Origin of the sequence: Prevotella sp. HMSC077E09 (assembly GCF_001814685.1) — a bacterium.
Lineage (GTDB): Bacteria > Bacteroidota > Bacteroidia > Bacteroidales > Bacteroidaceae > Prevotella > Prevotella oris.
The window spans coordinates 1,000-2,589 of the sequence record NZ_KV817540.1 but is presented as its reverse complement, the minus strand read 5'-3'; the positions used below and the strand labels follow the sequence as shown (position 1 = coordinate 2,589).

General features: G+C 47.4%; 2 protein-coding genes. Both read right to left on the bottom strand.

The window, feature by feature from the left end:
- Positions 1 to 214: DUF4141 domain-containing protein (locus HMPREF2983_RS05350; RefSeq protein ID WP_141757625.1), on the bottom strand; the 214-nt coding region annotated here is incomplete at its 3' end.
- 27 nt (positions 215 to 241) lie between these two features.
- A partial coding sequence (locus HMPREF2983_RS05345) for a TraG family conjugative transposon ATPase (RefSeq protein WP_083316695.1) occupies positions 242 to 1,590 on the bottom strand: 1,349 nt, incomplete at its 5' end.

The following is a 1,590-nucleotide window of genomic DNA, read 5'->3' as shown; positions in this document are numbered from 1 at the left end:
CATCGTAATACTTCTTGGTGTCGTTGTAGAGTTTCTCCACCTCCTTGAATCCGTCCAAGGTGTTCTTCACCGTCTTTGAAGCTGTTGCTATCTCCTTGACCGAATTGACGATGTTGCCGGCAAAATTGCCGGGATCGGTTACTACCCACTGTGCGTGGGCTTTGGGAACAGAAAGGCTCAATCCTAAGAGAGCCATGAAAATGTACTTTTTCATTGTTACTATAGTTTTGATGGTTTGTACTTATTTCTTTTTATTGTCTCTTTTCTCTATGGCAAACTGACGGATAGCCGTTTCGATGTCCCCACCGAGCTGTGCCGCCCTGTTCATCACCTCCACCTTCTCGGTTTCCTCCGTGGTGTAGGTGAGGTATTCCTCCATGCTCACTTCCGTAGCATAGACAGCACTCTGCATACCGCCCAAACCTATCCAAACTTCCTTGTAGAGTCGGTTCGGGTCATTGTTCTGGTTAATGGAGAGAATCTGGCTCTTTTCCTTTTCCGAAAGACCGAGCATCGCCTGTATGCCGTCGAACTTGGTCATGTACTTGCGCTGGTCGAGCAGTATCTTGCAGTCAGAGTTGTTGATGATGCTCTCCTTGACGATGGGCGACTGAATGATGTCGTCCACTTCCTGCGTTACGACAATGGCTTCCCCGAAATACTTTCTCACCGTCTTGTACAAATATTTTATATAGTCTGCCATGTTAGCCGAAGCAATGGCTTTCCACGCTTCTTCAATGAGTATCATTTTCCTGATACCTTTGAGTCTTCGCATCTTGTTGATGAAGGCTTCCATGATGATAATCGTCACCACGGGGAAGAGGTCTTTGTTGTCCTTCACTTGATCAATCTCGAAGACGATGAAGCGTTTACTGAGCAAGTCGATGTTCTTGTCCGAGTTCAATAGGAAATCGTAACGTCCCCCTCGGTAGTATTGCTTGAGGGTTGTCAGGAGATTGTTGATATTGAAGTCCGAGAGTGTTACCTTGATGTCCCGTTTCTCCATATCCTTGCGATAGACGTCTCGCAGGTATTCATAGAAAGTATTAAAACAGGGCGTAACACTATGGTCTGCACATATCAGCTCGATGTACGAGTTCACGGCAGAGCCAAGTTCGCCCGCCTCGGTCTTGGTGATATGCTCATCGGCACTTTTCCAGAGCGTAAGCAACAGCGTGCATATACTCTCCCTCTTCTCTACATCGAAGAAATAGTCGTCGGTGTAGAAGGGATTAAAGGAAATCGGGCTTTCATTGGTATAGGTGAAATAAACCCCATCTTCGCCTTTGGTCTTGCGGTGGATGAGTTCGCACAATCCCTGATACGAGTTTCCTGTATCGACCAAGAGGACGTGCGCCCCTTGCTCGTAATACTGGCGTACCATGTGGTTGGTGAAAAAAGACTTACCACTGCCCGAAGGTCCCAAGATAAACTTGTTACGGTTGGTGATGACTCCCTTTTTCATCGGCAAATCCGATATATCCAAGTGGACGGGCTTTCCTGAAAGGCGGTCTGCCATCTTGATACCGAAGGGAGAGAGCGAATCCTTATAGTTCGTCTCTGCCGTAAAGAAGCAGAGGGCAGGCTCGA